26 protein-coding genes are annotated in these 26,161 nt (G+C 74.1%); 19 read left to right on the forward strand and 7 right to left on the reverse strand.

Annotated features, from left to right (window positions below; genetic code table 11):
• The first annotated feature begins 57 nt into the window (after nucleotides 1–57).
• Nucleotides 58–1,914 carry a glutamine--fructose-6-phosphate transaminase (isomerizing) gene (glmS, locus tag ACFZBX_RS11815; RefSeq protein WP_391533235.1) on the forward strand — a complete coding sequence of 619 codons (1,857 nt, stop codon included), beginning with the start codon at nucleotides 58–60 and terminating at the stop codon, nucleotides 1,912–1,914.
• A 41-nt stretch (nucleotides 1,915–1,955) separates the two neighbouring features.
• Here glmS and ACFZBX_RS11820 read toward each other — a convergent pair whose 3' ends face one another.
• On the reverse strand, nucleotides 1,956–2,186 hold the full coding sequence (locus ACFZBX_RS11820; protein WP_391533237.1) for a hypothetical protein: 231 nt from the start codon (nucleotides 2,184–2,186) through the stop codon (nucleotides 1,956–1,958).
• Between the two features lie 180 nt (nucleotides 2,187–2,366).
• On the opposite strand from ACFZBX_RS11820, the gene ACFZBX_RS11825 reads away from it, so the two are divergent.
• From ACFZBX_RS11825 to ACFZBX_RS11845, 5 genes are all read left to right on the forward strand, one after another.
• Nucleotides 2,367–3,872 carry an NAD(P)H-hydrate dehydratase gene (locus tag ACFZBX_RS11825; RefSeq protein WP_391533238.1) on the forward strand — a complete coding sequence of 502 codons (1,506 nt, stop codon included), beginning with the start codon at nucleotides 2,367–2,369 and terminating at the stop codon, nucleotides 3,870–3,872.
• Between the two features lie 373 nt (nucleotides 3,873–4,245).
• Complete coding sequence (alr, locus tag ACFZBX_RS11830) at nucleotides 4,246–5,418, forward strand: alanine racemase (protein WP_391533390.1); 1,173 nt, start codon at nucleotides 4,246–4,248, stop codon at nucleotides 5,416–5,418.
• The gene (locus tag ACFZBX_RS11835) at nucleotides 5,415–6,662 is read left to right on the forward strand and encodes an alpha/beta fold hydrolase (RefSeq protein WP_391533240.1); all 1,248 of its coding nucleotides are present in this window, start codon (nucleotides 5,415–5,417) and stop codon (nucleotides 6,660–6,662) included. Before alr ends, ACFZBX_RS11835 begins: the two co-directional genes overlap by 4 nt.
• A gap of 118 nt (nucleotides 6,663–6,780) precedes the next feature.
• A complete protein-coding gene (tsaE, locus tag ACFZBX_RS11840) occupies nucleotides 6,781–7,278 on the forward strand; it encodes a tRNA (adenosine(37)-N6)-threonylcarbamoyltransferase complex ATPase subunit type 1 TsaE (RefSeq protein ID WP_380760343.1) in 498 nt (165 codons plus the stop codon).
• 124 nt (nucleotides 7,279–7,402) lie between these two features.
• Nucleotides 7,403–7,621, forward strand: a complete 219-nt coding sequence (locus ACFZBX_RS11845; protein WP_391533241.1) for a hypothetical protein — start codon at nucleotides 7,403–7,405, stop codon at nucleotides 7,619–7,621.
• 25 nt (nucleotides 7,622–7,646) lie between these two features.
• Here the strand turns inward: ACFZBX_RS11845 and ACFZBX_RS11850 are convergent, their stop codons facing one another.
• Nucleotides 7,647–8,279, reverse strand: a complete 633-nt coding sequence (locus tag ACFZBX_RS11850; RefSeq protein WP_391533391.1) for a hypothetical protein — start codon at nucleotides 8,277–8,279, stop codon at nucleotides 7,647–7,649.
• A 185-nt stretch (nucleotides 8,280–8,464) separates the two neighbouring features.
• On the opposite strand from ACFZBX_RS11850, the gene tsaB reads away from it, so the two are divergent.
• From tsaB to ACFZBX_RS11875, 5 genes are all read left to right on the forward strand, one after another.
• Entirely contained in the window at nucleotides 8,465–9,121 is a 657-nt protein-coding gene (gene tsaB / locus ACFZBX_RS11855) for a tRNA (adenosine(37)-N6)-threonylcarbamoyltransferase complex dimerization subunit type 1 TsaB (RefSeq protein ID WP_391533243.1), read from the forward strand.
• Nucleotides 9,122–9,180: 59 nt separating this feature from the next.
• A complete protein-coding gene (gene rimI / locus ACFZBX_RS11860) occupies nucleotides 9,181–9,711 on the forward strand; it encodes a ribosomal protein S18-alanine N-acetyltransferase (RefSeq protein ID WP_391533392.1) in 531 nt (176 codons plus the stop codon).
• The gene (gene tsaD / locus ACFZBX_RS11865; protein ID WP_391533245.1) at nucleotides 9,704–10,792 is read left to right on the forward strand and encodes a tRNA (adenosine(37)-N6)-threonylcarbamoyltransferase complex transferase subunit TsaD; all 1,089 of its coding nucleotides are present in this window, start codon (nucleotides 9,704–9,706) and stop codon (nucleotides 10,790–10,792) included. The genes rimI and tsaD overlap by 8 nt, the downstream gene beginning before the upstream one ends.
• The gene (locus ACFZBX_RS11870) at nucleotides 10,789–11,052 is read left to right on the forward strand and encodes a hypothetical protein (RefSeq protein WP_391533246.1); all 264 of its coding nucleotides are present in this window, start codon (nucleotides 10,789–10,791) and stop codon (nucleotides 11,050–11,052) included. The genes tsaD and ACFZBX_RS11870 overlap by 4 nt, the downstream gene beginning before the upstream one ends.
• 98 nt (nucleotides 11,053–11,150) lie before the next feature.
• Nucleotides 11,151–12,077 carry a polysaccharide deacetylase family protein gene (locus ACFZBX_RS11875; RefSeq protein ID WP_391533247.1) on the forward strand — a complete coding sequence of 309 codons (927 nt, stop codon included), beginning with the start codon at nucleotides 11,151–11,153 and terminating at the stop codon, nucleotides 12,075–12,077.
• On the opposite strand, the gene ACFZBX_RS11880 is transcribed toward ACFZBX_RS11875, so the two are convergent.
• On the reverse strand, nucleotides 12,053–13,261 hold the full coding sequence (locus ACFZBX_RS11880) for a methyltransferase domain-containing protein (RefSeq protein WP_391533249.1): 1,209 nt from the start codon (nucleotides 13,259–13,261) through the stop codon (nucleotides 12,053–12,055). The two genes, ACFZBX_RS11875 and ACFZBX_RS11880, sit on opposite strands and share 25 nt — an antisense overlap.
• Before the next feature lie 25 nt (nucleotides 13,262–13,286).
• Nucleotides 13,287–13,595 (reverse strand): hypothetical protein, encoded by a 309-nt coding sequence (locus ACFZBX_RS11885; protein ID WP_391533250.1) that lies wholly within the window; start codon nucleotides 13,593–13,595, stop codon nucleotides 13,287–13,289.
• Nucleotides 13,596–13,842: 247 nt separating this feature from the next.
• Between ACFZBX_RS11885 and groES the strand changes: the two genes are divergently transcribed.
• The 3 genes from groES (at nucleotide 13,843) to ACFZBX_RS11900 (ending at nucleotide 17,035) form a co-directional block, all read left to right on the forward strand.
• Nucleotides 13,843–14,148, forward strand: a complete 306-nt coding sequence (groES, locus tag ACFZBX_RS11890; RefSeq protein ID WP_014136232.1) for a co-chaperone GroES — start codon at nucleotides 13,843–13,845, stop codon at nucleotides 14,146–14,148.
• A 116-nt stretch (nucleotides 14,149–14,264) separates the two neighbouring features.
• Nucleotides 14,265–15,899 (forward strand): chaperonin GroEL, encoded by a 1,635-nt coding sequence (groL, locus tag ACFZBX_RS11895; RefSeq protein ID WP_391533252.1) that lies wholly within the window; start codon nucleotides 14,265–14,267, stop codon nucleotides 15,897–15,899.
• Between the two features lie 131 nt (nucleotides 15,900–16,030).
• The gene (locus ACFZBX_RS11900; protein ID WP_391533254.1) at nucleotides 16,031–17,035 is read left to right on the forward strand and encodes a LysR substrate-binding domain-containing protein; all 1,005 of its coding nucleotides are present in this window, start codon (nucleotides 16,031–16,033) and stop codon (nucleotides 17,033–17,035) included.
• A gap of 105 nt (nucleotides 17,036–17,140) precedes the next feature.
• Here ACFZBX_RS11900 and ACFZBX_RS11905 read toward each other — a convergent pair whose 3' ends face one another.
• Nucleotides 17,141–17,467: a WhiB family transcriptional regulator gene (locus ACFZBX_RS11905; RefSeq protein WP_391533256.1), complete on the reverse strand. Its 327-nt coding sequence runs from the start codon at nucleotides 17,465–17,467 to the stop codon at nucleotides 17,141–17,143.
• Nucleotides 17,468–18,035: 568 nt separating this feature from the next.
• On the opposite strand from ACFZBX_RS11905, the gene ACFZBX_RS11910 reads away from it, so the two are divergent.
• The 4 genes from ACFZBX_RS11910 (at nucleotide 18,036) to ACFZBX_RS11925 (ending at nucleotide 22,706) form a co-directional block, all read left to right on the forward strand.
• Nucleotides 18,036–18,647, forward strand: a complete 612-nt coding sequence (locus ACFZBX_RS11910) for a response regulator transcription factor (protein ID WP_014136228.1) — start codon at nucleotides 18,036–18,038, stop codon at nucleotides 18,645–18,647.
• A 317-nt stretch (nucleotides 18,648–18,964) separates the two neighbouring features.
• The gene (shbA, locus tag ACFZBX_RS11915) at nucleotides 18,965–19,633 is read left to right on the forward strand and encodes an RNA polymerase sigma factor ShbA (RefSeq protein ID WP_391533257.1); all 669 of its coding nucleotides are present in this window, start codon (nucleotides 18,965–18,967) and stop codon (nucleotides 19,631–19,633) included.
• A gap of 257 nt (nucleotides 19,634–19,890) precedes the next feature.
• Nucleotides 19,891–21,396: an IMP dehydrogenase gene (guaB, locus tag ACFZBX_RS11920; protein ID WP_391533258.1), complete on the forward strand. Its 1,506-nt coding sequence runs from the start codon at nucleotides 19,891–19,893 to the stop codon at nucleotides 21,394–21,396.
• Nucleotides 21,397–21,578: 182 nt separating this feature from the next.
• Nucleotides 21,579–22,706: a GuaB3 family IMP dehydrogenase-related protein gene (locus ACFZBX_RS11925; RefSeq protein WP_391533259.1), complete on the forward strand. Its 1,128-nt coding sequence runs from the start codon at nucleotides 21,579–21,581 to the stop codon at nucleotides 22,704–22,706.
• Between the two features lie 72 nt (nucleotides 22,707–22,778).
• Here the strand turns inward: ACFZBX_RS11925 and ACFZBX_RS11930 are convergent, their stop codons facing one another.
• Nucleotides 22,779–23,402, reverse strand: a complete 624-nt coding sequence (locus ACFZBX_RS11930) for a hypothetical protein (RefSeq protein ID WP_391533260.1) — start codon at nucleotides 23,400–23,402, stop codon at nucleotides 22,779–22,781.
• A 253-nt stretch (nucleotides 23,403–23,655) separates the two neighbouring features.
• On the opposite strand from ACFZBX_RS11930, the gene ACFZBX_RS11935 reads away from it, so the two are divergent.
• Entirely contained in the window at nucleotides 23,656–25,542 is a 1,887-nt protein-coding gene (locus ACFZBX_RS11935) for a serine/threonine-protein kinase (protein ID WP_391533261.1), read from the forward strand.
• A gap of 32 nt (nucleotides 25,543–25,574) precedes the next feature.
• Here ACFZBX_RS11935 and ACFZBX_RS11940 read toward each other — a convergent pair whose 3' ends face one another.
• Nucleotides 25,575–26,111 (reverse strand): SHOCT domain-containing protein, encoded by a 537-nt coding sequence (locus ACFZBX_RS11940; RefSeq protein WP_391533262.1) that lies wholly within the window; start codon nucleotides 26,109–26,111, stop codon nucleotides 25,575–25,577.
• Nucleotides 26,112–26,161 lie beyond the last annotated feature (50 nt).

The following is a 26,161-nucleotide window of genomic DNA, read 5'->3' on the forward strand; positions in this document are numbered from 1 at the left end:
CGGCCCGCGGGCGAACCGTGCGAAAACGGCCCTCAAAGCGCCCTTATGCTGGCACGCATGTGCGGAATTGTTGGATACGTGGGCTCCCAGCCCGCCCTTGACGTAGTAATCGCAGGCCTGCAGCGACTGGAGTACCGGGGTTACGACTCGGCCGGTGTCGCGGTGCAGGTGCAGGGCTCCGACGGGCAGTGGAGCCTCGCCACCGACAAGCGGGCAGGGAAGCTCGCGAACCTGGAGAAGTCGCTCGCCGAGACCCCTCTTCCCGGCGGCACCACCGGCATCGGCCACACCCGCTGGGCCACCCACGGCGGCCCGACGGACGCCAACGCCCACCCCCATCTGGACGACGCCGCCCGGGTGGCGGTCGTCCACAACGGCATCATCGAGAACTTCGCCCTGCTCCGTGCCGAACTGGCCGAGCGCGGCCACACGCTGCGCTCGGAGACCGACACCGAGGTCGTCGCGCACCTGCTCGGCGAGGAGTACCGGGGCGACCTGGCCGAGGCCATGCGCGCCGTCTGCCGCCGGCTGGAGGGTGCGTTCACCCTGGTCGCGGCGCACGCCGACGCCCCGGACGTGGTGGTCGGCGCCCGCCGCAACTCGCCGCTGGTGGTCGGGCGCGGCGAGGGCGAGAACTTCCTCGCCTCCGACGTGGCCGCGTTCATCGCGCACACCCGCGAGGCGATCGAGCTGGGCCAGGACCAGGTCGTCGAGCTGCGCCGGGACGGCGTGACCGTCACGAACTTCGACGGCACGCCCGCGGACGTCCGCGAGTACCACGTCGACTGGGACGCCTCGGCCGCCGAGAAGGGCGGCTACGACTACTTCATGCTCAAGGAGATCGCCGAGCAGCCGAAGGCCGTCGCGGACACCCTGCTCGGCCGGATCGGCACCGACGGTCGGCTCACCCTCGACGAGCTGCGGATGTCCGACGCCGACCTGCGCTCGGTCGACAAGGTCGTCATCGTCGCCTGCGGCACCGCCTTCCACGCGGGCATGATCGCCAAGTACGCGATCGAGCACTGGACCCGGATCCCGTGCGAGGTGGAGGTCGCCTCGGAGTTCCGCTACCGCGACCCGATCATGGGCCCGGGCACGCTGGTCATCGCCATCTCGCAGTCCGGCGAGACCATGGACACCCTGATGGCGCTGCGGCACGCGCGCGAGCAGGGCGCCAAGGTGCTGGCGATCTGCAACACCAACGGCTCGACCATCCCGCGCGAGTCGGACGCGGTGCTGTACACCCACGCCGGTCCCGAGGTGGCCGTCGCCTCGACCAAGGCGTTCCTCACCCAGCTGGTCGCCTGCTACCTGGTGGCGCTGTACCTGGGCCAGGTGCGCGGCACCAAGTGGGGCGACGAGATCCTCGCCGTCATCAAGGAGCTCGGCGACGCGCCGAAGCAGGTCGAGCAGGTGCTGGAGACCATGGAGCCGGTGCGCGAGCTGGCCCGTTCCCTGGCGGACGCGCGCTCGGTGCTGTTCCTGGGTCGGCACGTCGGCTTCCCGGTGGCCCTGGAGGGCGCGCTCAAGCTCAAGGAGCTCGCCTACATGCACGCCGAGGGCTTCGCGGCCGGCGAGCTGAAGCACGGGCCGATCGCGCTGATCGAGGAGGGTCTGCCGGTCGTGGTCGTCGTGCCGTCGCCGCGCGGGCGCTCGATCCTGCACGACAAGATCGTCTCCAACATCCAGGAGATCCGGGCCCGTGGCGCGCGGACCATCGTGATCGCGGAGGAGGGCGACGAGGCGGTCGTCCCGTACGCCGACCACCTGATCCGCATCCCGGTCACGCCGACCCTGCTCCAGCCGCTGGTCTCCACCGTGCCGCTCCAGGTCTTCGCCTGCGAGCTCGCCACGGCCAAGGGCCACGAGGTCGACCAGCCGCGCAACCTCGCCAAGTCGGTCACCGTCGAGTAGCCCGGCCGGGTGCGTCCCGGCGTCCCTGCGGTGGCTGCGTCCTACCGCAGGGGCGCCGTGTCGAGCGCGAACGAGAACGGCGGGGGCAGGTCGATCGGCTTGCCGAACTGCTTGGCGAGCTTGGAGGCGGCGCCCTCGTGCTGTCCGTCCGGCAGCGGCGTCACGACGATCTCCCCTTCGATGAACTCGGCTTTGCTCCCCAATGGGGTGTCCAGCTCCAGGAACGCCTGGAGGAGGCTGCCCTCGCCCAGCGGGTGCTCGACTGCCGGCATGGCGACCAGGGCCCTTCTCCCTCCTGTGGGTCCGTGCCGAGCCACACGGTAGGGATCCGGACCGACACCGGCGGGGGATCGAAGTGGGTGACACCCGAAAGTGTGCCGCAGGCCGGGCTGCCGCGGGGCGGTGACGCGGGCTAGCGTCGGCGGTAGCCGACCGCCGAAGGAGCCTCCCGCATGCGTCACGCCCATCGCGTCGAAGTCGTCCGTGCCGCCGAGGCCGCGCTGATGGCGCGGCTTCCGGAGGGCACGCTGATGCAGCGGGCCGCCACCGGGCTCGCCGCGGCCTGCGCGCGGCTGCTGACCCGCCGTCGCGGGCGGGTGTACGGCAGCCGGGTGGTGGTGCTGGCGGGCAGCGGGGACAACGGGGGTGACGCGCTGTACGCCGGTGCGGCGCTGGCGCGGCGCGGGGCGCGGGTGTCGGCGGTGCTGACGGCCCCCGAGCGGGCGCACGCCGCGGGGCTCGCGGCGCTGCGGGCGGCCGGCGGGCGGGTGGCGCCGGATCAGGAGGTCGGCCTGGCCGACTTCTCGCGCGCGGACCTGGTGCTGGACGGCATCGTGGGCATCGGGGGGAAGGGCGGGCTGCGGCCGGAGGCCCGGCCGTACGCGGAAGCCGGGCGGTCCGGGGTGGTGGTGGCCGTCGACGTGCCCAGCGGGGTGGACGCCGACACCGGCGAGGTGGCGGGCGTGGCGCTGCGGGCGGACGTCACGGTGTGCTTCGGCACGTACAAGCCCGGGCTGCTGGTCGACCCGGGCGCCTCGTACGCCGGGGCGGTGCACCTGGTGGGGATCGGGCTGGAACTGCCGGCGGCGGAGGTCTCCGCATTGCAGCACGCGGACGTGGCCGGGCTGCTGCCGGTGCCGGCGGCGGAGAGCGACAAGTACCGGCGCGGGGTGGTCGGGGTGGCGGCCGGGTCGGCGCGCTACCCGGGGGCGGCGCTGCTCGCGGTCGCCGGGGCGCTGCGCGGCGGCGCGGGCGCGGTGCGGTACGTGGGGACGGCGGCCGAGGAGGTGGTGCGGCGGTTCCCGGAGGCGCTGGTCACCGAGGGCGGGCCGGCGGGGGCGGGGCGGGTGCAGGCCTGGGTGGTCGGGCCGGGTGGCGGCGAGGGGGCCGAACGGGCGCTCGCGGAGGCGCTGGCCGCCGATGTGCCGGTGCTGGTCGACGCGGACGGGCTGACCGAGCTGGCCCGGCTCGGGCCGGGCGCGCTGGCGGGGCGGACGGCGCCCACCCTGCTCACCCCGCACACGGGGGAGGCGGCCCGGCTGCTCGCCGGGGCGCAGGACGGCGGGGGAGCGGCCCGGCCGCCGGCCGCCGATGAGCTGGCGGCCGCCCGGCTGGCCACGGCGCGGCGGCTCGCGGCGGTGTACCGGGCGACGGTGCTGCTGAAGGGCTCGACCACGGTGGTCGCCGATCCGGGCGGCGCTGTCCGGGTGAACCCGACCGGCACCTCGTGGCTGGCGACGGCCGGCAGCGGGGACGTTCTGGCCGGCCTGGCCGGCTCGCTGCTCGCCGCGGGCCTCTCCCCGCTGGACGCCGCCTCGGTGGCCGCCTACCTGCACGGCCTCGCCGCCCGCCGCACCGCCGCCGCCCCCGGCGCCCCCGTCACCGCCCTCGACGTGGCGGCCGCCCTCTCCACCGCCTGGAACGACGTCCGCTCGGCCGCGGCGCGGCCCGGAGCCTAGGAATATGCAGACCGGTCTACATAGGGTCGCTGGAGTAGGAAGTCGGCCGGACCGACTTCCTACTCCGGCGAACGGTGGGGCCGGGCCGAATCAGTAGACCGGTCTGCATATTTCACGGGGCTTGGAGTGGAAAGTCGGCCCGGCTGACTTTCCACTCCGCAGGGATGGAGGGATGGCTGGGTGCGGGGAGCTATGTAGACCGGTCTGCATATTTCTGTGCCGGCGCGTGGGGCGGGTGGGAACCGGGGGGTGATTCGTGGGCGTCCGGGAGGAGGTGGGGGGATGCGGGGGGCGGTGTGCCGACGGGCCGTTCGGCGAGGACCCTGGGACGTCTGGGAGACTGACCCTGATGACAACTGCGAAGACCACCGTTATGGCCACTCTCACCGAAGGCGCGCGAGCCGAGGCGACCATCGATCTCGCCGCCCTGCGCGGCAACCTCGACGCGCTGCGCGAGCGTATCGGCGGGGCCACGGTGATGGCCGCGGTCAAGGCGGACGCCTACGGGCACGGCGCCGCCCGGTGCGCCCGGGAGGCGGTCGCCGCAGGAGTCCGCTGGCTGGGCACCGCGACGCCGGACGAGGCGCTCGCGCTGCGCGCCGCCGGCATCCGCCCGGACCAGGCCCGCATCCTCTGCTGGCTGTGGACCCCCGGCGGCCCCTGGCGGGAGGCCCTCTTCGCCGACCTCGACCTCTCGGTCAGCGGCCAGTGGGCGCTCACCGAACTGCTCGCCGCCGTCCGCTCCACCGGCATACCGGCCCGGGTGCACCTGAAGGCCGACACCGGCCTCGGCCGCAACGGCTGCCAGCCGCACGACTGGCCCGAGCTGGTCGCCGCCGCCCGCCGCGCCGAGCTGGACGGACTGCTCACCGTCGCCGGCGTCTGGTCGCACTTCGCCGCCGCCGACGAGCCCGGCCACCCCTCCATCCAGGCCCAGCTGGACGCCTACCGCGCCGCCCTGGCCACCGCCGAGGCGGCCGGCCTGCGCCCCGAGGTACGGCACCTGGCCAACTCGCCGGCCACCCTGCTGCTCCCGCAGTCGCACTTCGACATGGTCCGCACCGGCCTCGCGATGTACGGGCTCTCGCCGGTCCCGGACGTCGGCTCGCCGGCCGACTTCGGCCTGCGCCCGGTGATGTCGCTGACCGCCCGGCTGGCCCTGGTCAAGCACGTGCCCGGCGGCCACGGCGTCAGCTACGGCCACCACTACACCACCCCCGGCCCGACCACCCTGGGCCTGGTCCCGGTCGGCTACGGCGACGGCATCCCCCGGCACGCCAGCGGCATCGGCCCGGTGCAGATCGACGGCAAGTGGCGCACCGTGGCCGGCCGGGTGGCGATGGACCAGTTCGTCGTCGACCTCGGCGGAGACACCCCGCCGATCGGCGACGAGGTGCTGGTCTTCGGCAACGGCGACCGCGGCGAGCCCACCGCCGAGGACTGGGGCCGCGCCTGCGGCACCATCTCCTACGAGATCGTCACCCGGATCGGCTCCCGGGTGCCGCGCCGCTACGTCGGCGCCCTGGACGGGGACCCGCTCGGATGAGCGGGCAGCCCGGCGCCGACCCGGTCGAGGCGGTGAGCGGCGTGGCCCGTGCCGTCAAGGCGGCCGGGACGGCCACCGGGGTGAGCCGGGCCGGCCTGATCGGCATCTCGGTCGGCGTGCTCGCGGCCGGCGCAGCCGCCGGGGTGGCGATCGAACGGCTGACGGTCGGCCGGACGATGCGCCGCCGGGCCCGCGCCGAACTGGACGCCAACGCCCCGTACGGCTCGCTGCGCGGCCGCCCCCGCACCGTTGCCGCCCCCGACGGCACCGGGCTGTACGTCGAACTGGACGGACTGGCCGCGGCGGACGAAGCCGACCCGGCCGAAGCCGAGCCCGACGAAGCCGAGCCCGACGGCGCGCCCGAGCCGCTGACCGTGGTCTTCTGCCACGGCTACTGCCTGAACCAGGACAGCTGGCACTTCCAGCGCGCCGCCTTCCGCGACGGTGTGCGCCTGGTCTTCTGGGACCAGCGCAGCCACGGCCGCTCCGAGCGCTCCCGCTCCTTCCTGGCGGGCGAGCCCGCGGGCATCGACCAGCTGGGCGGCGACCTCAAGGCCGTGCTCGACGCCGTCGCGCCGACCGGGCCGCTGGTGCTGGTCGGCCACTCGATGGGCGGCATGACGGTGATGGCGCTGGCCGACCAGCACCCCGAACTGTTCCGCGAGCGGGTCGCCGGCGTGGCGCTGATCGGCACCCTGGCCGGGAACTGGGACGCCGTCACCTTCGGCCTGCCCCAGGCCGGCGCCCGGCTGTTCCGCCGGGTCGCGCCGGGGATGGTGAAGCTGCTCGGCCGTCAGGTCGACCTGGTGGAGGCGACCCGCCGGCTGGGCACGGACGTCAGCGCCGTCTTCTACCGGCGGTTCTCCTTCGGCGGGAAGGACGTCGACCCGGGCGTGGTCCGGTTCGCCGAACAGATGCTGGACGCCACCCCGATCGACGTGGTGGCCGAGTTCTACCCGGTGTTCTCGGCGCACGAGAAGACCGCGGCCCTCGCCGCCCTGCGCGGCATCCCGGTCCTGGTGCTGACCGGCACCAAGGACCTGCTGACCCCGCCCGGTCACGGCGAGGTGATGGCCGAACAGCTGCCGGGCGCCGAGCTGGTCCTGGTCGAGGACGCCGGGCACCTGGTGATGCTGGAGCGCCCCGACGTGGTCGACGGCCACCTGGCCACCCTCTTCGAGCACGCCGCCCGCTTCCGCGGCGCCGCCCCGCCCCCGGCGCCCCCGGCCGTCGAGCGGACGTAGCCGGCCGGCGGGCCCGGGCCCGGGATCGGGTGCGGGCCGGGGACGGGGATGTGGCACGGTAGCGGGGGCGCCCGAGGGCCGGTGCGCCGCCGTACGGACCGAAGGGCTTGATTCGCGCATGGGCTCGCACGCCACTCTGACCGCCGCCACCCCCGACCGGATGGGCCGGCTCGGCCGGGAGCTGGCCGCGCTGCTGCGACCGGGTGACCTGGTGCTGCTCTCCGGCGAGCTGGGCGCGGGGAAGACCACGCTGACCCGGGGCCTCGGCGAGGGGCTCCAGGTGCGCGGCGCGGTCACCTCGCCGACCTTCGTGATCGCCCGGGTGCACCCGTCGCTGGTCGGCGGTCCGGCGCTGGTGCACGTCGACGCGTACCGGCTGGGCGGGGACCTCGACGAGATGGAGGACCTCGACCTGGACGTCTCGCTGCCCGAGTCGGTGGTGGTGGTCGAGTGGGGCGAGGGCAAGGTCGAGCGGCTCTCGGAGGACCGTCTTGAGGTCCGGATCGAGCGGGCCGTCGGCGCCGAGGCGGCGGGCGGCGACCTGGACCCGCGCCAGGTGAGCCTGACCGGGATCGGCCCCCGCTGGGACGGCGTCGACCTGTCGGTGCTGGCCTGACGGAGCCGGCCGCCGCCGACCGGGTCACGGTTTGCCGACAGGCTGTCGGGAAGGTGTTGCGGTCGGGGTCCCGGGCGTGGTGGGATGGGTTTTGAGGTTAGGTCTGCCTAACTAGGGAGGCGCCATGCCGAGCACCACGCCCGCCCCGGAGCGCGAACCGCGCGGGACCGGGGCCGAGGGGCCCGACCGCAGTGCCGCGGGGGAGCCGATGCGGGCCCTGCTGGCCGCCTGTGCGGCGGCGGAGGCGGTCTCCACCCCGCCCGGGCGCCGCCCGGCCGGGAACGCCCGGCCCGAGGAGCCGCCGGTGGACGGCGGCGCGCACGACACCCGCCGCGCCGCGTAACCAGGAGCCCCCGGACGCCTGCGGGTCAGGCGATCACGACCACCTTGGTGTCCTTCGGCGCGAAGTCCCAGAGCAGTTGGCCGTCGGCCCGGCTGCTGCGGATGCCGCCGGTCTTGGCCTTGGCGTCGCCGCCGCCCCCGATCGCGGACGGCGTCCTCGACGCGGACGTCGTCGGCGCGGCGCCCGGCGTGCCGGTGGCGCCGTCGACGGCCGCGCTGAAGCCGAACACCACGCCGTTCTGCTGGGCGAACCGCACCACGTGCTCGATCTGCTTGCCGTCGGTGCCGGTGCCGGACTGGGTGCGGCTGTACACGGGGTAGCTGCCGGGAGCCGGCTCGACCGTGCCCGGGGCGACCGGGAAGGCGGCCACCACCTGCGGGGTCTTCTTCGGGTCGATCAGCCAGACGTAGTGCGTGCTGACGGAGTAGACGACCCGCAGCCCGGTGCCGGTGCCCGCGGTGGGCAGCGGCGGGACGGTCGGCGTGGGCGTGGTGGTCGGGGTGGCCGAGGCGGCCGGCCCGCTGGCCGAGGCGGAGGTGCTCGCGCCGGGATCGGCGGCGACCGCGCGGTCCTGCGCGCCGTTGGCCTGGAACGCCAGCAGGCTCACCACCGCCAGGGCCCCCAGGGTCAGCCCCGTGACCACCACTCCAGGACCCATCTTCGCCACGTGTGCTCCCACCGCCGTCCCAAAACCGTCGGCCCCATCGTGCCAGGTTCGCCCGTCCGGTCCGCATCGCGTCGGACGTGTGTTCCGCCGTGGGACCGGTTTTCGATCGGGCGGCGCACACCCGCCCCGGGCACGGGCCACGACGGGCCACCGCCCGACCGGTCTAACCTTGACCCGTGCTGCTGCTCGCGTTCGACACCGCTACCCCCGCCGTCACCGCCGCCGTCCACGACGGCACGGCCGTCCTCGCCGAGACCGACCAGGTCGACGCCAGGCGCCACGGCGAACTGCTGCTGCCCGCGATCGACCAGGTGCTGCGGGCGGCCGGTGTGGACAAGCACCGGCTGACCGACATCGCCGTGGGCGTCGGCCCGGGCCCGTACACCGGCCTGCGGGTCGGCCTGGTGACCGCCGCCGCGCTGGGCCACGCCCTGGGCCTGCCGGTGCACGGCGTCTGCACCCTGGACGCGATCGCCCACCGGGCCCGCGCCGAGGGCCTGGCCGGCGAGCCGTTCACGGTGGCCACGGACGCGCGCCGCAAGGAGGTCTACTGGGCCGCGTACGACGCCGAGGGCCGCCGCACCGAGGGTCCTTCGGTGGACCGCCCGGGCGAGCTGACGCCGCCGGCGCGCTCGGTCGGCGCCGGTGCGCTGCTCTACCCGGACGCCTTCCCCGGCGCGCACGGCCCCGAGCACGTCTCGGCCGGCGCGCTCGCCGGCTTCGCCGCCGCCGAACTGGCCGCCGGCCGGGCCCTGCTGCCCAACGCCCCGCTCTACCTGCGCCGCCCGGACGCCCAGGTGCCGGCCGGCTACAAGGCGGTGCTCCCGGCGTGACCGGCCCGAGCACCGACGGGGCCGTGCGCACCGCCGTCCCCGCCGCCACGCTGCGCCCGATGCGCTGGTGGGACATCGCTCCGGTGCTGGCGCTGGAGCTGGAGCTGTTCCCCGAGGACGCCTGGTCGGCCGGCATGTTCTGGTCCGAGCTGGCCGACGCCCGCCCCGGCGGCACCCGCCACTACACCGTCGCCGTCACCCCGGACGGCACGGTCGTCGGCTACGCCGGGCTGATGGCGGTGGCCGGCGAGGGCGATGTGCAGACCATCGCGGTGAACGGCCGCCACCAGGGCGCCGGGCTCGGCGCGGCGCTGCTCGCCGACCTGGTCCGGGAGGCCGCCCGGCGCGGCTGCGCGGACCTGCTGCTGGAGGTGCGGGTGGACAACCTCCGCGCCCAGCGGCTCTACGAGCGCTTCGGGTTCGAGCCGGTCGGCATCCGGCGCGGCTACTACCAGCCCGCCAACATCGACGCGCTGGTGATGCGCCTCGACCCCGCGGCCGCCGCCGTCGACGGTGCCGCCCCCGAAGACCTCGACGAACCCGCGGACGACCCGCGACCGGACGTGAAGAAGGACACCCCCCATGGCTGACGAACCGCTCGTTCTCGGCATCGAGACCTCCTGCGACGAGACCGGCGTCGGCATCGTGCGCGGCACCACGCTGCTCGCCGACGCGGTGGCCTCCAGCGTCAACGACCACGCCCGGTTCGGCGGCGTCGTTCCCGAGATCGCCAGCCGGGCGCACCTGGAGGCGATGGTCCCCACCATCGAGCGCGCCCTGGACACCGCGGGCGTCAAGGCGAGCGACCTGGACGGCATCGCGGTCACCGCGGGCCCCGGCCTGGCCGGGGCGCTGCTGGTCGGCGTGAGCGCCGCCAAGGCGTACGCGTGGGCCCTGGACAAGCCGCTGTACGGTGTCAACCACCTCGCCTCGCACATCTGCGTGGACCAGCTGGAGCACGGCCGGCTGCCCTCCCCGACGATGGCCCTGCTGGTCTCCGGCGGGCACTCCTCGCTGCTGCTCAGCGAGGACATCACCAGCGACGTGCGCCCGCTCGGCGCGACCATCGACGACGCGGCCGGCGAGGCCTTCGACAAGGTGGCCCGGGTGCTCGGGCTCGGCTTCCCCGGCGGCCCGGTGGTGGACCGCACCGCCCGCGAGGGCGACCGGAAGGCGATCGCCTTCCCGCGCGGCCTGACCGGCCCCAAGGACCCGGAGTACGACTTCTCCTTCTCCGGCCTGAAGACCGCCGTCGCCCGCTGGGTGGAGGCCAGGCGCCGGGCCGGCGAGGACGTGCCGGTCGCCGACGTCGCGGCGTCCTTCCAGGAGGCGGTCACCGATGTGCTGACCCGCAAGGCGGTCAAGGCCTGCAAGGACAACGGCGTCGACCACCTGATGATCGGCGGCGGCGTCGCGGCCAACTCGCGGCTGCGCGAGATGGCTCAGCAGCGCTGCGACAAGGCCGGCATCCGGCTGCGGGTGCCGCGCCCCGGCCTGTGCACCGACAACGGCGCGATGGTCGCCGCGCTCGGCTCCGAGATGGTCTGGCGCGACCGCGCGCCGTCCTCCCTCGACCTGTCGGCGGACTCCTCGCTGCCCGTCACCGAGGTCCACGTCCCGCACACCGACTTCCACGGGCAGGCCTACCTGGCGCTGGGCGGGCAGGCGTGACCACCACCGCCGCGATGTGGGAGGCCCGGGCCGCCGACGGGCGGGGCGCCGAGCTCTCCGCCTGGGCCAGGGAGACCGCGCTGCCCGCGCTGCGCGGCCGCCCCGGACTGCTGCGCGCCGAGCTGTTCGCCGCCCCCGGCGAGAGGGTGCTGCTGATCACCTGGTGGTCCGGCGAGCCGGTGCCGGTCGCCGATCCGCCCGCCGACCTGCTGGGCCGTCCGGTGCACCGCTGGTCCTTCACCAGCGAGCACGTGGAGTAGCCCGCCGTAGTCGTTCGCACGCCCGACCGGGAACCGAACGCCCGACCGTTACCGTGCTAACCAGCGCGATCGCTGGACGGAACGGGGAGCACGGCGCGGTGAACAGCTACGGGTGGAGCAGGACGACGGCGTACGCGGTGGGGGCGGCGGTCCTGCTGGCCACCGCCACCGGGTGCGCGGGCGGGGGTGACAGCGGCGCCGCCTCCGCCGCCCTGACGGCACCGGGCGGCACCGCCGACCCGGCCCGGTCCGCCGCCCCGTCGCGGCCGCAGGGCGCGCCCACCCCGCCGCCGAGCGCGCCCCCCGCCCCGGCCGCCGGCGACGCCGCCGCCTGGGCCAAGTGGAACCTCACACCGCTGCCGCCGGCGCCCCCCGCGCCCGCCGACAAGCCGGTGAAGCTCCGGCGGACCGGACCGGTCCCGGTGTTCAGCGAGGTGAGGACCGACGACAAGGTGGTCTTCCTCACCATCGACGACGGCGCCGAGAAGGACCCGGCGTTCGTCGAGATGCTGACCGACCTCAAGGTGCCGGTCTCGATGTTCCTGACCCGCGACATCGTCAAGGACGACTACGGCTACTTCAAGCGGCTCCAGGCGCTCGGCAACCACGTCCACAACCACACCTCGGGCCACGCCCAGCTGAGCAGGGCGGCCCCGGAGAAGCAGAAGGCCGAGGTCTGCGACGCCCAGGACGCGCTCACCCGGCAGTACGGCACCCCGCCGCTGCTGTTCCGCCCGCCGTACGGCGACGGCGCCCACACGCCGGCGCTCAACGCCGTGGTGCGGCAGTGCGGGCCGGGGGCGATCGTGCTGTGGCGCGAGTCGATGCAGATCCACGACATGCAGTACCAGGCGGCGGACCGGAAGCTGCGGCCCGGCGACATCGTGCTCGCCCACTTCCGGGGCCCGAAGGACCTCAAGGGCGAGACGATGACGCAGATGTTCGGCGAGCTGCTGGCCAGGATCCAGGAGCAGGGCTTCGCGGTGGCCCGGCTGGAGGACTACATCGAGGCGCCGGCCGCCTGAACGGCCGCGGCCGGGCCGGTCACCGGCCGGCCGAGCATCATCAGCGGGCCGTGGTCGGTGCGGCTGAGGATCACCGTGACGGTGTTCGGGCCGGCCGGCTTCAGCTGGCGGCGCAGCTCCTCCGGGGTGATCGCCATCCCGCGCTTCTTGATCACCACCGTGCCGACGCCCCGCTCGCGCAGCAGCGCCTTGAGCCGCTTGATGTGGAACGGCAGCACGTCGGTCAGCTCGAAGCCGTGTGCGTAGGGCGTGTCGACCAGCTCGTCCGAGGTGACGTAGGCGATCTTCGGGTCGATCAGCCGCCCGTTCACCCGCTGCGCCACCTCGGCGACCAGGTGGGCGCGGATCACCGCGCCGTCCGGCTCGTACAGGTAGCGGCCGACCGGCCCGGCCGGCGGGTCGGGCAGGTCGCCGCCGGTGAGGCTGGCCCGCTGCGGCAGCAGGGTGGCGCGGTGCGGGCGCTCGGCCCGGGTGCCGAACCAGAGCACCGCCTCCTTGACGTCGCCGTGGTCGGAGACCCACTCGGCCTCGGCGTCGGCGGGCACCGCCTCGTGCGGGATGCCGGGGGCCACCTTCAGCGCGCCGACCGGGGTGCGCCGGCCGGCCTCGATCGCCCAGGAGAGCGGCGGCGCGTACGCCTCGGGGTCGAAGACCCGGCCGCGCGAGGTGCGCCGGGCCGGGTCGGTGAAGACCGCGTCGAAGCCGGTGACGTCCACGTCGGCGACGTCCGCGCAGCGCACCTCGACCCGGTCGGCCAGGCCCAGGGCGGCCGCGTTGGCGGCGGTGGCGGCGCAGGCGGCCGGGTCCTTGTCGACGGCGAGCACCTCGACGCCGGCCCGGGCCAGCGCCAGCACGTCCCCGCCGATCCCGCAGCAGAGGTCGGCCAGCCGCTTCACCCCGAGGTCCGCGAACCGGCGGGCCCGCCACTCGGCGACCTCGCGCCGGGTGGACTGCTCGACGCCGTTGGGCGTGAAGTACATGAGGTCGGCGTCGGCGCCGAACTTGGCCCGGGCCCGCTGCCGCAGCCGGGCCTGCCCGAAGGCGGCCGACACCAGTTCGGCGGGGTGCTCCTTGCGCAGCCGGGTGGCCAATGCCAGCTCCTCCCCGGGCGCGAAGTCGCGCAGTTCGGCGAGCAGGGCCTGGCCCCGGTCGGTCAGCAGGGGCCGCAGGTCGTCGTTCTCCACGGGCCCATTCTCGCCGCCCGGACCGTCAGACCGGCAGCTGGAACCAGAGGAGCGCGGTGAACGGGGCGAGCAGCGCGGCGAGGGGCGTCAGCCGCCGGCCGGCCCGCCAGGTGAGCCGGGCGACGACGACGGCCGGCGCCAGTGGAAGGACGAGGCCCAGTGAGGCGAGCAGCATGAGCGGCTCGGAGGCGTCGCTCATGGCCATCCCCAGCAGCACGGCGAAGGCGGCGAAGCCCATCAGGGCGGTGACACCGCCGACCAGGGGCAGGGTGACGAGGGCGAGCAGCAGGTCGCGGTGGCGCGACGGGACGGCGTGCGCGGTGGTCTCGGTCATGGACCGAGTCTGCGGTCCGCGCTCGCCCTCGCACATGAGTACGGCTACTCATCCGCAACACGGGTCCGCCGGGCGCGTCGTTGGCACTCTGGTTGACTGAGTGCTAACCGCGGCCTATGGTCGTCCTAGCACTCCCCACCGGGGGAGTGCTAACGCGAGAATGCGTGTCTGACCCCCGCGACGGCAGATGCGCGAGTTCGCCCCTACCCGTTAGAAAACCCCGTAATCTCCGAAGGGGAGCTCGGACGTGACCACCAGCAGCAAGGTTGCCATCAAGCCGCTCGAGGACCGCATTGTGGTCCAGCCGCTCGACGCCGAGACCACCACGGCCTCCGGCCTGGTTATCCCGGACACCGCCAAGGAGAAGCCCCAGGAGGGCGTCGTCCTGGCCGTCGGCCCGGGCCGCTTCGAGGACGGCCAGCGTCTGCCGCTCGACGTCGCCGTGGGTGACATCGTCCTGTACTCGAAGTACGGCGGCACCGAGGTGAAGTACCAGGGCGAGGAGTACCTGGTGCTCTCCGCCCGCGACGTTCTCGCCATCATCGAGAAGTAAAGCGTCCTGCCACGCCCCGGATCCGTGTCCCTAGTGACAGGGGACCGGGGCGTGGCTGTTGGTTCACGTAGTCGAGCGGCCGCCGCGACGGCCGCACCCCCGAGGGAATAGGGAACATGGCGAAGACCCTGCAGTTCGACGAGGACGCCCGCCGCTCGCTGGAGCGCGGTGTCAACAAGCTGGCCGACACCGTCAAGGTGACCATCGGCCCCAAGGGCCGCAACGTCGTCATCGACAAGAAGTTCGGCGCCCCGACCATCACCAACGACGGTGTCACCATCGCCCGTGAGGTCGAGCTCGACGACCCGTACGAGAACCTTGGCGCGCAGCTCGTCAAGGAGGTCGCCACCAAGACCAACGACGTCGCGGGTGACGGCACCACCACCGCCACCGTGCTGGCCCAGGCCCTGGTCAACGAGGGTCTGCGCAACGTCGCCGCCGGCGCCGGCCCGGCCGCCCTGAAGAAGGGCATCGACAAGGCCGTCGCCGCCGTCTCCGAGCACCTGCTGTCGGTCGCCCGCGAGATCGAGGGCAAGGACGACGTCGCCGCCGTCGCCACGCTGTCCGCCCAGGACGCCCAGGTCGGCGAGCTGATCGCCGAGGCGATCGACAAGGTCGGCAAGGACGGTGTCATCACCGTCGAGGAGTCGAACACCTTCGGTGTGGAGCTGGACTTCACCGAGGGCATGCAGTTCGACAAGGGCTACCTGTCGCCGTACTTCGTCACCGACGCGGAGCGTCAGGAGGCGGTCCTCGAGGACCCGTACATCCTGATCAACCAGGGCAAGATCTCCTCCATCCAGGAGCTGCTGCCGCTGCTGGAGAAGATCCTCCAGGGCGGCACCTCCCGCCCGCTGCTGATCATCGCCGAGGACGTCGACGGCGAGGCGCTGTCCACCCTCGTGGTGAACAAGATCCGCGGCACCTTCAACGCGGTGGCCGTCAAGGCCCCGGGCTTCGGCGACCGCCGCAAGGCGATCCTCGGCGACCTGGCCGTCCTGACCGGCGGCACCGTGATCTCCGAGGAGGTCGGCCTCAAGCTCGACCAGGCCGGTCTGGACGTGCTGGGCTCGGCCCGCCGCGTGACCGTCACCAAGGACGACACGATCGTCGTCGACGGTGCCGGCGAGTCCGAGGCCGTGGCCGGCCGCGTCGCCCAGATCAAGGGCGAGATCGCCAACACCGACTCGGACTGGGACCGCGAGAAGCTGCAGGAGCGCCTGGCCAAGCTGGCCGGCGGCGTCTGCGTCATCCGCGTCGGTGCCGCCACCGAGGTGGAGCTCAAGGAGCGCAAGCACCGCCTGGAGGACGCCATCTCGGCGACCCGCGCCGCGGTCGAGGAGGGCATCGTCGCCGGTGGTGGCGCCTCCCTGGTCCACGCCGCCAAGGTGCTGAACGACGGCCTCGGCCTGTCCGGCGACGAGGCCACCGGTGTCGCGGTCGTCCGCAAGGCGCTGCACGAGCCGCTGCGCTGGATCGCCCAGAACGCCGGCCTGGAGGGCTACGTCATCACCTCCAAGGTCGCCGATCTGGAGCAGGGCCAGGGCTACAACGCCGCCACCGGCGAGTACGGCGACCTGGTGAAGGCCGGCGTCATCGACCCGGTCAAGGTCACCCGCTCCGCCCTGGAGAACGCCGCCTCGATCGCCTCCCTGCTGCTCACCACCGAGACCCTCGTGGTGGAGAAGAAGGAGGAGGAGGCCGACAACGGTCACGGCCACTCGCACGGCGGTCACGGCCACTCGCACTGAGGCCGCAGCCACTGACCGCAGGCCCGGTCCGCGCCCCGCGAGGGGTGGCGGGCCGGGCCTGCGGCGTGTTCCACTCTTCAACTATCAGTTGAATTTTGCGTGTTGCAAAGAATCCCTTATATCTTGGGGGCATGATCGAGGCCCGCCACCTGCGCGTCCTGCGTGCCGTCGCCCGCACCGGCTCCTTCTCCGCGGCCGCCCGCGAGCTGGGCTGCACCCAGCCCGCCATCAGCCAGCAGATGAAGGCGCTGGAGAAGTCCGTGGACACCCCGCTGGTGGTCCGTTCGGGCCGCGGGATGCAGCTGAGCGAGGCCGGGAAGGTCCTGCTCAAGCATGCCACCGGGATCCTCGCCGGGCTCTCCGCCGCGGAGGAGGAGGTCGCGGCGATCGCCGGGCTGCGGGCCGGACGGGTCCGGCTGGTGTCCTTCCCGACCGCCAGTTCCACCCTGGTGCCACCGGCGGTCGCCCGGCTGCGGGACAGCCATCCGGGGGTGCGCGTGTCGCTGGTCGAGGCGGAGCCGCCGGAGTCGCTGGCGATGCTGCGCGGCGGCGAGTGCGAGGTCGCGCTCGCCTTCCGCTACCCGCAGGCCCCCGGATCCGCCCTCGCGCCGGCGCCCGCGCCCGCGCACGGCATGCCCCGGGAGGCGCGCGCCGAGGCCAATCTGGAGGCCCAGCAGCTGAGCGCGGGAGCCGACTGGTCCGATCTGGTGGTCACCCCGTTGCTGGACGACCCGCTCGTCGGGCTGCTGCCCGCGGGACACCGGCTGGCCGGGCGCGGCGGGCCGGTGGAACTGGCCGAGCTGGCGGGGGAGCAGTGGATCGCCGGCTGCCCGCAGTGCCGGGGTCACCTGGTGGAGCTGTGCGCGGGCGCCGGCTTCGAGCCGCGGATCGACTTCGCGACCGACGACTACCCGGCGGTGGTCGGGCTGGTGGCCGCCGGCCTCGGGGTGGCGGTGCTGCCCGGGCTGGCGCTGGAGTCGGTGCGCCCCGACGGGGTGGCGCCGGTGGCGGTGCACGCCGTCTCGGGAGCGCCGGCGGTGCGGCAGGTGGTCGCGCTGACCCTGCCGGACCTCGCCGAGGTGCCGGCGGTGGCGCTGATGCTGGAGCGGCTGGCGGGGGCGGCGGCCGGGCGCTGACCCGTCGGCGCGCCGGGCCCGCGGTGGCGCGGGCTCCCGGCCGGGCTCCGGGCGCGCCTCACCCCGGGAAGAAACGTTTCTCCCCGGTGGGGCGAAGCCGGTGTCCTACTGCTGGACCACGCCCGGCGCGGCGAGCGGCACCTCCACCAGGCGGTGGCGCGAACGGCCCATCATCTCCTCGCGTTCGTCCTCGGTCAGGCCTCCCCAGACGCCGTACGGCTCGCGGACGGCCAGTGCGTGCGCGGCGCACTCGGTGCGTACCGGGCAGCGCATGCAGACCTCCTTGGCGCTCGCCTCGCGCGAACTGCGGGCCGCACCCCGCTCGCCCTCGGGGTGGAAGAAGAGCGAGCTGTCCACGCCACGGCAGGCCGCGGAGAGCTGCCAGTCCCAGAGGTCCGCGTTGGGGCCGGGGAGTCGGGAGAAATCTGCCATGGCTCATTCCCTTCAGAGGTCGTCGACCGCGGGCCTCGCCGACGGATTGCGTCGGCGGTGGCGCAGCGGGCGTCCGGCGCGGTGTGGACACCTGGAAATATGACTTACGGCAACTCCATGGACAAGTCACCCACAGAGTGGCACAACAGTCAATGACCATACAAAAGCTCGAAAAACGGGCAAAGTGGGCGTGGCCGCCGGGCCGGTGACCGCCGGGCGCGGATGTGGCATTCGGGTGGCCGACGGGCGCGTGCGGAGCCGCGCGGGTGTGCGGGTTGTACGCCGACCGCGCGCGAGCTGCGCAAAAGTGCGGCGTGTGCACCGCGATGCGGCTGATCGGTAACGGGTCGGCCACGTACAGTGGTGGAGGTGACTCCGAAGGCCGTAACTCATTCGAGTGATGGTCGTTGGAAGTGCGGAGGCGGTTAGCGGACGCCGGACGTCGGGAACGATCGCGGGGAATCTCAGGCGATCAGCACGGAGTCTGTCGCCGATCGGCCGTGTCGGAGAGGTTCGTACCAGCCAGGAGGCTCAACGTGACGCGGATCAGCTGCGGAGGACGACGGTCATGACTTCCGTTCTCGTTTGCGACGATTCCCCGCTCGCCCGCGAGGCGCTTCGCCGCGCGGTCGCGACCGTACCCGGTGTCGACCGGGTCACCACCGCGACGAACGGGGAGGAGGTCCTCCGCCGCTGGGTGGCCGACCGATCCGATCTCGTCCTGATGGACGTCCGGATGCCCGGCCTCGGCGGGGTGGAGACGGTCCGGCGGCTGCTGTCCGCCGACCCGGGTGCCCGGATCATCATGCTCACCGTCGCCGAGGACCTCGACGGTGTCGCCCTCGCGGTCGCCGCGGGCGCCCGCGGGTACCTGCACAAGGACGCCTCGCGCGCCGAACTGCGGGCCACCGTCACCCAGGCGCTCGCCGACCCGACCTGGCGGCTCGCCCCCCGCCGGCTGCGCAGCCCCGACATGGGCGCGGCGCCGACCTTGACGGCGCGTGAGATCCAGGTGCTCGAAGGCATGAGCCACGGCCGCAGCAACGCCGAGATCGGTCGTGAGCTGTTCCTCTCCGAGGACACCGTCAAGACCCATGCCCGGCGCCTGTTCAAGAAGCTCGGCGCCTCGGACCGCGCGCACGCGGTGGCGCTGGGCTTCCGCTGGGGCCTGGTCCGCTGACCGCCGCCGGCGCCGCCGGTTCCGGCACGCTCCGCGCGATTGTCCGCGCGGGGGCGTGTGACGTTACGGTCCCGAGGTTGCACCATGGAGGAGTGGAGCACCTCGGGGACCAGCGGACAGGAACTGCGGCGAACCACGCAGCCGCAGGAGACTCGGCGGACGGCGCCGCGGACGGGACCACCCCGGGCGGTGGGGCGGGAGGCGGGACGGTGCAGGAGTGGCCGGTGGTGCGGACCGGTGCGGCACCGCATAACGTTCCGGTGCACAACTCCGGACGCGGTGCCGCGTTTTCCCGCGCGACCAGGCACCATGGACCGATGCGTGACGACGTGGCCGGGGCTCCCGGTGAGGCGGACCCGGTGGAGGCCGAGCCCTCCGCGCCCGGGCCCGACCCGGCGTACGCGGATCCGGCCGACGGGCCCGGCGCGCTCGCCGCACTGGTCGCGGCCGCCGTCCGCGGCGAGGGGCCGGCGATCGACGCGCTGCTCGCCCACGTCCACCCGCTGGCCCTGCGCTACTGCCGCGGCCGCCTCGTCCGGCTGCCCGGCGGCGCCCGGCACCACGTGGACGACATCGCGCAGGAGGTCTGCGTCGCGGTGCTCTGCGCGCTGCCCCGGTACAAGGACCAGGGGCGCCCCTTCGAGGCCTTCGTCTACGGGATCGCCGCGCACAAGATCGCCGATCTGCAGCGGGCCGCGATGCGCGGGCCCGGTTCGACGGTGATCCCGCAGGACGACCTGCCGGAGGTGCCGGACGACGCGCTCGGCCCGGAGGAGCGGGCGCTGCTCAGCAGCGACGCGGCCTGGGCGAAGGAGCTGCTCTCCAACCTGCCGGCCCGGCAGCGCGAACTGGTGCTGCTGCGGGTGGCCGCCGGGCTCTCGGCGGAGGAGACCGGGGAGGTGCTCGGGATGTCGCCGGGGGCCGTCCGGGTCGCCCAGCACCGCGCGCTGAGCCGGCTGCGGGCGCTCGCCGAGGAGTCCTCCTAGGGCAGGCCCCGGCGAGCGGAATGGCTCACGGCCGGCCTTTGTTGTCAAGGGCACACGAGAGCGCGTTCGCGGTGCCAGTACCATGGGGTATCGGCGCCTGGGCGGGTCGCCAAAGTTTCGAAGGTGCGCACGGGTTTCCCCTGGAGGATCCTCCAACGGCCACCGGGCTTTCGGCGGTCCGAGCGAGTGAGCTGATGACAGCGCCCCCACCCCCAGGGCGCGAGCTGATCGAGCCGGCCACGGAAGGTACCCCCGAAATGTCTTACAACGCCGCAGGCGTACCCGAGAAGTTCGCGATGCTCGGACTCACGTACGACGACGTCCTGCTGCTGCCGGGGGCGTCCGAGGTGCTGCCGAACCAGGTCGACACCTCCTCGCGGGTCTCCCGCAACGTGCGCGTCAACATTCCGCTGCTCTCCGCGGCGATGGACAAGGTCACCGAGTCGCGGATGGCGATCGCGATGGCCCGTCAGGGCGGCGTCGGCGTCCTGCACCGCAACCTCTCGGTCGAGGACCAGGCCAACCAGGTCGACCTGGTCAAGCGCTCCGAGTCCGGCATGGTCACCGACCCGATCACGGTCGGCCCGGAGACCACCCTCGCCGAGGCCGACGCGCTCTGCGCCAAGTTCCGGATCTCCGGTGTGCCGATCGCCGACGAGAGCGGCAAGCTGCTCGGCATCGTCACCAACCGCGACATGGCCTTCGAGACGGACCGCACCCGCCAGGTCCGCGAGATCATGACCCCGATGCCGCTGATCACCGGCAAGGTCGGCATCTCCGGCGTCGACGCCATGGCGCTGCTCCGCCGCCACAAGATCGAGAAGCTGCCGCTGGTCGACGACGACGGCCGGATCAAGGGCCTCATCACCGTCAAGGACTTCGTCAAGGCCGAGCAGTACCCGAACGCGGCCAAGGACTCCGAGGGCCGGCTGCTGGTCGGTGCCGCCGTCGGCGCCAGCGCCGAGGCCTTCGACCGCGCCCAGGCCCTGGTCGAGGCGGGCGTGGACTTCCTGGTCGTCGACACCTCGCACGGCCACAGCCACAACGCGCTGGCCTGGATCGAGAAGATCAAGTCGGCCGTCAAGGTCGACGTGGTCGGCGGCAACGTCGCCACCCGTGACGGCGCCCAGGCGCTGATCGACGCCGGCGTGGACGGCGTCAAGGTCGGCGTCGGCCCGGGCTCCATCTGCACCACCCGCGTGGTCGCCGGCATCGGCGTCCCGCAGGTCACCGCGATCTACGAGGCCGCCGTGGCCTGTCAGGCGGCCGGCGTCCCGGTCATCGGCGACGGCGGCCTGCAGTACTCCGGCGACATCGGCAAGGCGCTCGCCGCCGGTGCCGACACCGTGATGCTCGGCTCGCTGCTGGCCGGCTGCGAGGAGTCCCCGGGCGAGCTGATGTTCATCAACGGCAAGCAGTTCAAGTCCTACCGCGGCATGGGCTCGCTGGGCGCCATGCAGTCCCGCGGCCAGGGCCGGTCCTACTCCAAGGACCGCTACTTCCAGGCCGAGGTCGCCTCGGACGACAAGCTCGTCCCCGAGGGCATCGAGGGCCAGGTGCCCTACCGCGGCCCGCTCTCCGCGGTGCTGCACCAGCTGGTCGGCGGCCTGCGCCAGACCATGGGCTACGTCGGCGCGGCCACCGTCGCCGAGATGGAGAGCAAGGGCCGGTTCGTCCGGATCACCTCGGCGGGCCTCAAGGAGAGCCACCCGCACGACATCCAGATGACCGTCGAGGCGCCGAACTACAGCGCCCGCCGCTGATCCCGGTACCGCGCCGCGGGGCCCGCCACCGAGGGGTGGCGGGCCCCGCGGGCTGTCCGGAACGGCACCCGCCGGGGGACCGGGGGGCGGGCGGCGCCGTGCGGCGGCAGGCGGGTGCGGGATACTGGGGGGCGGCCGGGGTGACCCGGCGGGCATGAGCAACACCACCAGAAGGGCTCGAAGTGACTGAGATCGAGATCGGGCGAGGCAAGCGCGGCCGTCGGGCGTACTCCTTCGACGACATCGCCGTCGTCCCCAGCCGCCGTACGCGTGACCCGAAGGAGGTCTCGATCGCCTGGCAGATCGACGCCTACCGCTTCGAGCTGCCGTTCCTGGCCGCTCCCATGGACAGCGTGGTCTCCCCGCAGCAGGCCATCACCATCGGCCGCCTCGGCGGCCTGGGCGTGCTGAACCTGGAAGGACTCTGGACCCGCTACGAGGACCCGCAGCCGCTGCTCGACGAGATCGCCTCGATCACCGACGAGTCCGCCGCGACCCGCCGCCTCCAGGAGGTCTACGCCGAGCCGATCAAGGCCGAGCTGATCAAGCAGCGGATCCAGGAGGTCCGCGACTCCGGCGTGGTCACCGCCGCCGCGCTCTCGCCGCAGCGCACCGCCGAGTTCTCCAAGGCCGTCGTGGACGCCGGGGTCGACGTCTTCGTCATCCGCGGCACCACCGTCTCCGCCGAGCACGTCTCCGGTGCGGCCGAGCCGCTCAACCTGAAGCAGTTCATCTACGAGCTGGACGTCCCGGTCATCGTCGGCGGCTGCGCCACCTACACCGCCGCGCTGCACCTCATGCGCACCGGCGCGGCCGGCGTGCTGGTGGGCTTCGGCGGCGGCGCCGCGCACACCACCCGCAACGTGCTCGGCATCCAGGTGCCGATGGCCACCGCGGTCGCCGACGTGGCCGCCGCCCGCCGCGACTACATGGACGAGTCCGGCGGCCGCTACGTGCACGTCATCGCGGACGGTGGCGTCGGCTACAGCGGCGACATCCCGAAGGCGGTCGCCTGCGGCGCCGACGCGGTGATGATCGGCGCCGCGCTGGCCCGGGCCACCGACGCGCCCGGCAAGGGCTACCACTGGGGCATGGAGGCCGTCCACGAGGAGCTGCCGCGCGGCAAGCGGGTGGACCTCGGCACCGTCGGCACCACCGAGGAGATCCTCGCCGGCCCGTCGCACACCCCGGACGGCACCATGAACCTGTTCGGCGCGCTGCGCCGGGCGATGGCGACCACCGGGTACACCGAGCTCAAGGAGTTCCAGCGGGTCGAGGTGACCGTCAACCCGGCGCTCAACCACCGCTGAGCCGGCCTTGCCGTCTCCGGTCCGGGGCCCTCGTCGCGCGATGCGGCGGGGGCCCCGAACCGTGCGGGGCGGCTACTGGCGGGTGGCGGCGCGGCGGGTGAGGAGGAAGCCGCCGATCACGGCGATGCCGTAGAAGACCAGGTCCAGCGGGCGGCGGCCGTCGCGCCAGAGCGGGAGGGCGTCGTGCAGCAGCTCCCCGTAGCCGGTGCCGGCCAGTGCGTGCAGCCTGCGGGTCTGCCCCAGTAACTGGCCGAGGAGCAGCGCGCCGGACGCCAGCAGGGCGCCGAGCGGCGGCAGCAGCCGGTTCGGGCCGCCGAGCCGGCCCAGCGGCCAGGCGACCGCCGCCGCCGGGGCGATGGCCAGCCAGCCGACGGTGGCCTCCGCCCGGGCCGGCGCGCAGCCGAACGCCGCGGCGCCGGCCAGCATCGCGAGGACGGCCAGCGCCACGGCCGGGCCGGTGCGGTGCCGGTGGCGACGGCCTCCCGGGGCGTGTCCGGCGCCGTCGGCCGCGTCGGTGGCGGTGGCGGGGTCGGTGGCGGCGGCCGGGTCGGCGGGGCGGTAACCGGCCACCGGGGCGCCGGGCATGCCGGGTGCCGCGTACCCCTCCGGGATCTCCGGTTCCGGTGCGACCGAGAAGTGCGGGGCCGTGGGCGGCCGGACCGACTGGCCGTCAGCGCCCGGTGCGGATGCGGTCATGGACGTCGTGTTCCCCCCGGAAAGACGGTGAGCTGCCGCACGGTAGCAGGGCCCGGAGCGGGATCGACAGAGTTTTCGATCACGGATCGGGCACGGACCGCAGCCCCCGGCCGGACCTGTGCCAGGGTGGCCGGGGGCCGGGTGGTCGGGGGCGCGCGGGACAGGGGATGATGGAGGCTTGGGCGTTCGGGCCCGAGGCCGGTCCGACGTTCCGTCATCACGACCGCCAGCAGCACATGGGGGAACGTTCCGAATGACCCAGGCGCAGGGTTCCACCGGCCGCCTCCTGGCCGGCCGCTACCGGCTGAACGCGGTGCTCGGGCGCGGCGGCATGGGCACCGTCTGGCGCGCCGAGGACGAGATGCTGGGCCGGACGGTCGCGGTCAAGGAACTGCGGATGAACGCCAGCGTGGACGAGGACGAGAAGCACCGGCTGATCGTCCGGACCCTGCGCGAGGCCAAGGCGACGGCACGGATCCGGCACAGCTCGGCGGTCACCGTCTTCGACGTGGTCGAGGAGGACGACCGGCCGTGGATCGTCATGGAGCTGGTCGAGTCCCGGTCGCTGGCGGACGTGGTCCGGGAGGACGGCCCGCTGGCGCCGGCCCGGGCGGCGGAGATCGCGCTGGACGTGCTCGGCGTGCTGAGCGCCGCGCACGCGCTCGGCATCCTGCACCGGGACGTCAAGCCGTCCAATGTGCTGATCGGCGAGGACGGCCGGGTGGTGCTCACCGACTTCGGCATCGCCAGCGTGGAGGGCGACACCTCGGTGACCTCCACCGGCATGCTGGTCGGCGCGCCCTCCTACATCTCCCCGGAGCGGGCCCAGGGGCAGAAGCCCGGACCGCCGGCCGACCTGTGGTCGCTGGGCGGCACGCTGTACGCGATGATCGAGGGCCGGCCGCCGTACGACCGGGGCTCGGCGCTGGCCACCCTGACGGCGGTGATGACGGAGGAGCTGGCCACCCCGGCGAACGCCGGGGCGCTGGGGCCGGTGATCGAGGGGCTGCTGGCCAAGGACCCGGCGAAGCGGCTGACCGCCTCGCAGACCCGGTCGATGCTCAAGCGGGTGGTCGCGGAGTCGACCGCGCGGGCCGAGTCGACCACCGAGCAGGCGGTGCCGGTCGCGGAGGGCGGCGGGAAGCCGCCGCTCGGCGGGCTGCTCGGGACGGTCCGGGTGGGCAGCCGGGCCGGGGACGCCGGGAGCGGGGAGTCGCCGGTGGCGCCCGCGGAGGCGGCGGAGGCCGCGAAGCCGTCGGAGTCGTCGGAGTCGTCGGAGCTGTCGGGACCGTCCGGACCGTCGGGACCGGACACCGAGGCGGCCCGGCCGGTGACCAGTGAGTGGACGCTGGGCGCCACCCAGGCGGCCGGCGCGGACCCGCGCACCGGCCGGCGGCGGCTGGCCGTGGCGACGGTCGTGGTGGTGCTGCTGCTGATCGCGGGCGTGGTCGCGCTGGTCCAGGCGCTCGGCGGGTCCGGCGACGGCACGGCGGCGGGCACGAACAACACCGGTCCGGTGGCGGCGGCCACGGACACCACCACGCCGGGCGACGCCCCGGCGGACCCGGCTGCGGAGGGATCGGGCCCGGCGGAGAGCGTGGCGCCCGAGCCCGCCCCGACGCCGGGCGACACGCCGACGCCGACACCCACGCCCACGCCGACCCCCACGCCGACGCCGACTCCGACGCCGACCGGGGCCGTCGTGCCGGCCGGGTACCACGAGTACAAGGACCCGGCCGGCTTCTCGATCGTGTTGCCCGACTGGCTCCAGCTGTCGAGCTCGGAGTCGATCCGCCGCACCTTCAAGGGCAACGGCAGCACCCTGCGGATCGAGTGGACGACCACCCCGGGGGCGAGCGCGCTCGGCGCCTGGCAGGAGGCCGAGCCGGGGCTGCGCGGCCAGGTGAGCAACTACCAGCAGGTGCAGCTGCAGTCCGTCGCCTACCGGGAGTGGACCAACGCCGCCGACTGGGAGTGGATCAGCGGCAACCCGCGGATGCACTCGCTGAACCGGGGCTTCGTCACCGGCTCCCCGGCCAAGTACGGCTACGCGATCTACTGGACGACGCCGGACGCCGACTGGGCCGCGAACGCCGAGGTCCGCCAGACCGCGTTCGACACCTTCCAGCCGGCTCCGTAGACCGACCCCAGGGGGCCGAGCGGCCCCGGCCGTCAGCCGATCAGGCGTTGCTTCGCACGGGTGAACTCGTCGTCGGTGAGGGCGCCCGCGGTGCGCAGGGCGGCGAGGCGTTCCAGCTGGTCCAGCAGGTCGGCGCCAGGGGTGGCGGGGGCCGGAGCCGGGGCGGCGAGGGCCTTCCGGGAGGCCTCGCGGGCCAGCCGGGCGGCGGCGCGGAGCTGTTCGGCGAAGACCTCCGCCTTGACCACGTCCTCGAAACGGTGCGAGCCGGTGAGCGCAACCACCAGCAGCACCTCGCCGTTGATCCGGGTCCTGGTGACGGTCGCATCGGTGACCGCTTCGAGCGGAACCGGAACCGGGGGCTTGCCGTCCTTGAGGAAGAGCAGCCGGTGGGTGGTCAGGACCAGCACGCCCTTGCGGAAGTGGTCGGGGTGGCGCCCGGCGGTGGAGGCGATCGGTTTCTCGTCGGGGGCGACGCTCGCCTGGACGGAGCGCAGGGCTGCGGCCCGGTTGTCACTGCTGCTGTTGCCGGCCACGTCGAAGGCCGCGTCGATCAGATCGGTCCAGTCCATGGACCGAGGGTAGTCCGGGGTACGCGCGGCGTCTCCCGCGGCCGGGCAGG

Source organism: Kitasatospora sp. NPDC008115, assembly GCF_042957205.1.
Taxonomy (GTDB): domain Bacteria; phylum Actinomycetota; class Actinomycetes; order Streptomycetales; family Streptomycetaceae; genus Kitasatospora.

Bases quoted from the DNA above. Each gene is read 5' to 3' on its own strand.
- glmS (WP_391533235.1), top strand. From the start codon at position 58: ATGTGCGGAATTGTTGGATACGTGGGCTCCCAGCCCGCCCTTGACGTA.
- ACFZBX_RS11820 (WP_391533237.1), bottom strand. From the start codon at position 2,186: ATGCCGGCAGTCGAGCACCCGCTGGGCGAGGGCAGCCTCCTCCAGGCG.
- ACFZBX_RS11825 (WP_391533238.1), top strand. From the start codon at position 2,367: ATGCGTCACGCCCATCGCGTCGAAGTCGTCCGTGCCGCCGAGGCCGCG.
- alr (WP_391533390.1), top strand. From the start codon at position 4,246: ATGGCCACTCTCACCGAAGGCGCGCGAGCCGAGGCGACCATCGATCTC.
- ACFZBX_RS11835 (WP_391533240.1), top strand. From the start codon at position 5,415: ATGAGCGGGCAGCCCGGCGCCGACCCGGTCGAGGCGGTGAGCGGCGTG.
- tsaE (WP_380760343.1), top strand. From the start codon at position 6,781: ATGGGCTCGCACGCCACTCTGACCGCCGCCACCCCCGACCGGATGGGC.
- ACFZBX_RS11845 (WP_391533241.1), top strand. From the start codon at position 7,403: ATGCCGAGCACCACGCCCGCCCCGGAGCGCGAACCGCGCGGGACCGGG.
- ACFZBX_RS11850 (WP_391533391.1), bottom strand. From the start codon at position 8,279: ATGGGTCCTGGAGTGGTGGTCACGGGGCTGACCCTGGGGGCCCTGGCG.
- rimI (WP_391533392.1), top strand. From the start codon at position 9,181: ATGCGCTGGTGGGACATCGCTCCGGTGCTGGCGCTGGAGCTGGAGCTG.
- tsaD (WP_391533245.1), top strand. From the start codon at position 9,704: ATGGCTGACGAACCGCTCGTTCTCGGCATCGAGACCTCCTGCGACGAG.
- ACFZBX_RS11885 (WP_391533250.1), bottom strand. From the start codon at position 13,595: ATGACCGAGACCACCGCGCACGCCGTCCCGTCGCGCCACCGCGACCTG.
- groL (WP_391533252.1), top strand. From the start codon at position 14,265: ATGGCGAAGACCCTGCAGTTCGACGAGGACGCCCGCCGCTCGCTGGAG.
- ACFZBX_RS11900 (WP_391533254.1), top strand. From the start codon at position 16,031: ATGATCGAGGCCCGCCACCTGCGCGTCCTGCGTGCCGTCGCCCGCACC.
- ACFZBX_RS11905 (WP_391533256.1), bottom strand. From the start codon at position 17,467: ATGGCAGATTTCTCCCGACTCCCCGGCCCCAACGCGGACCTCTGGGAC.
- ACFZBX_RS11910 (WP_014136228.1), top strand. From the start codon at position 18,036: ATGACTTCCGTTCTCGTTTGCGACGATTCCCCGCTCGCCCGCGAGGCG.
- shbA (WP_391533257.1), top strand. From the start codon at position 18,965: ATGCGTGACGACGTGGCCGGGGCTCCCGGTGAGGCGGACCCGGTGGAG.
- guaB (WP_391533258.1), top strand. From the start codon at position 19,891: ATGTCTTACAACGCCGCAGGCGTACCCGAGAAGTTCGCGATGCTCGGA.
- ACFZBX_RS11930 (WP_391533260.1), bottom strand. From the start codon at position 23,402: ATGACCGCATCCGCACCGGGCGCTGACGGCCAGTCGGTCCGGCCGCCC.
- ACFZBX_RS11935 (WP_391533261.1), top strand. From the start codon at position 23,656: ATGACCCAGGCGCAGGGTTCCACCGGCCGCCTCCTGGCCGGCCGCTAC.
- ACFZBX_RS11940 (WP_391533262.1), bottom strand. From the start codon at position 26,111: ATGGACTGGACCGATCTGATCGACGCGGCCTTCGACGTGGCCGGCAAC.